The 2813-nt window shown below is 45.8% G+C and carries 1 protein-coding gene; it reads left to right on the top strand.

What is annotated here, in order from left to right:
- On the top strand, positions 1-2813 hold a 2813-nt coding region (gene pglX, locus Q0241_RS09190), incomplete at both ends, for a BREX-1 system adenine-specific DNA-methyltransferase PglX (protein WP_299376394.1).

Genomic DNA, 2813 nt, shown 5'->3' with positions numbered 1-2813 from the left:
TTTAACCGTTTTTGTGCCTTGCGCTTTATGGATGTCAATGGATACAACCGCGTTGGCGTTGTGTCGCCAACAGAAGGGCAGGTACAACCTGAAATTCTCGCTGAAGCGAAATCAGGCATCATTGATGAAGACCAAATAAGCCCACAAGCAGCGGACAAGGTTTGTGGTTTGCTAAACGGTTCGATTCCAAGTCCGGATGCTCAAAGCGAAGCTTATCGCCTGTTGGTAGTTGGCTCTTGCAATGCCTTGTATAAAAGAATGCCTTACCTGTTTGAACGCATACAGGATTTTACCGAACTTCTGATGCCGGATGATCTGCTCTCAGACAATTCGATTTTGACCAAGATGCGTGCGGTCATGACGCCAGAATCCTGTGAGGACGTTGAGATCATAGGTTGGCTGTATCAGTTCTACATCTCCGAAAAGAAAGATCAAGTGTTTGCTGCACTTAAGAAAAACCAGAAAATCACCGCAGAGAATATTCCGGCTGCAACTCAGCTATTCACACCGCACTGGATCGTGCGCTATTTAGTTGAGAACTCCTTAGGGCGGCTATGGATGCTAAACCGTCCAAACTCCAAGCTTACTGAGCAAATGGAATATTACATTGCTCCGGAAGAACCAGAGACTGACTTCCTTAAGATAAGCAGCCCTGAAGAACTCCGAGTTGCGGACCCTGCGGCGGGGTCAGGTCACATGCTTACTTACGCGTTTGATCTGCTGTATGCCATCTATGAAGAAGAGGGCTATGACCCGAATGACATTCCAGGACTGATCCTCAGCAACAACCTGTACGGCATTGAGATTGATGAACGTGCAGGGGCTCTAGCTTCGTTTGCACTTGAAATGAAAGCCGCAGCAAAACTCGGCCGCCGCCGTTTCTTCCGCATGGACGCCAAGCCTAATGTCTGCGTACTCGAAGATGTCAGCTTCACCGACTCAGAGATGGATGATGTGATGTCTATCGTGGGTAAAGATCTTTACTCAGCAGATCTGCGCGAAACACTGACTCAATTTGAGCAGGCCAAAAACTTTGGCTCTCTGATTGTTCCAAAACTCAAAGTTCCCGCTGAAACACTGCGATTGACCGAGACAAAAGATCTCGCTGCCGATATGTGGCTTACCGAAGTGCATGAACGTGTAGTTAAAGTGCTAAGAATGGCTGATTATCTTTCAACGAAATACCATGTCGTTGTGGCTAACCCACCTTATATGGGTGGCAAAGGGATGAATGGTAATTTAAGTGTTTTTGCTAAGAAGACATACCCAGACAGTAAAAGTGACCTCTTTGCAATGTTCATTGAACGAGGCATGCGTCTGATTCCAAAGCTCGGTTACAGTGCAATGGTCACCATGCAATCTTGGATGTTTTTGTCGTCCTATGAAAAATTACGAGTTAACCTCAAAGCTCAAGCTTCAATCGACTGCATGGCCCATATGGCAAACATGGTTATGGGGATCGCATTCGGAACGAGCGCTACTGTCTGGCAGAAGGGCGGTAGTTCCTCCAAGTACGGGGGGTATTGTTATGTTGAATATGAAAATATCGGTGAGGATAACCGACCAGTAGACTTTCCGCCCAGTAATGAACGTAATTTAAAAGCACCAGATAGTCGTATCTACCGCGCATCCGCCGAGGATTTTGGGAAGATTCCGGGGAGTCCAATTTCTTATTGGGTTGACGGAAGTGCAATATCAAGCTATGGGTGGAACAAAACTGTTGAGCATGACTTTGAACTTATCCAAGGAATGATTACAGGAGATAACGATAGAGTTCTAAGATATTGGTTCGAAATTCTATCTCGTAATTTCAGTGAATACACAAACAAAAGAAATCATTGGGTCCCGTATAATAAAGGAGGTGAGGCTAGAAAATGGTACGGGAATCATGATTTGGTTATCGACTGGCGAGATCAAGGAAAAAGTTTCACCAGAAGCAGATCTACAAATAGTCACCTATATTTTCGGGCCTATGCATCTTGGAGCTACTTAAATTCTGGAGAACCTGCTGCCCGCTATTATCCAGAAGGGTTTCTATGGGATGTACATGGTTCTGGAGCCTTTCCAAAAACTGCTGGCGATGAAAAAAGGCTGGTTGCTCTACTGTGTTCAAAAGTGGGATCGTTTCTCTTATCGGTAACCAATCCGACAATGAGTTTTCAAGTTGAAAACATTGCATCCTTGCCGTGGGATTTATCTAAAATTGATCAATTTAATCCGCAGCTGCTGTATCGCTTATTCGAAATATCAAAAATTGACTGGGATTTTAGAGAAACATCTTGGTATTTCACCACGCTCACACTTCTTTCGCCTGATCATCGCGGCAAAACGCTGGCGATGAGCTATGCCACGCTCCGCACCCACTGGGAGTCCATGACGGACGAGATGCAACACCTTGAGGAAAAGAATAACCGCATCTTCATCGATGCCTATGGCCTTCAAGATGAGTTGACACCTGAAGTCCCCATCGAAGAAATCACGTTGACCTGTAACCCTGCGTACCGTTACGGTATCAGAGGTACCGAAGAAGAACGCGAAGCACATTTGAAAGCCGATACCATGGCAGAGTTCTTGTCCTACGCTGTCGGTTGTATGTTTGGCCGTTTCTCGTTGGATGAACCGGGTCTGATTCTTGCTAACCAAGGAGAAACCCTCTCCGATTACTTAGCTCGTATTCCTGAACCGACCTTTATTCCGGACGATGATAATGTGATCCCTATGATCGACTTTGAGGGTGACTGGTTTGAGGACGATATCAGTGAGCGCTTTAAGCAGTTCCTGCGCGTGACGTTTGGTGATAAGCATTACGCTGA

Origin of the sequence: uncultured Kiloniella sp., assembly GCF_937128705.1 — a bacterium.
In the GTDB taxonomy this organism is placed as follows: Bacteria; Pseudomonadota; Alphaproteobacteria; order Kiloniellales; family Kiloniellaceae; genus Kiloniella.
This window is presented reverse-complemented; position numbering and strand designations above follow the sequence as displayed.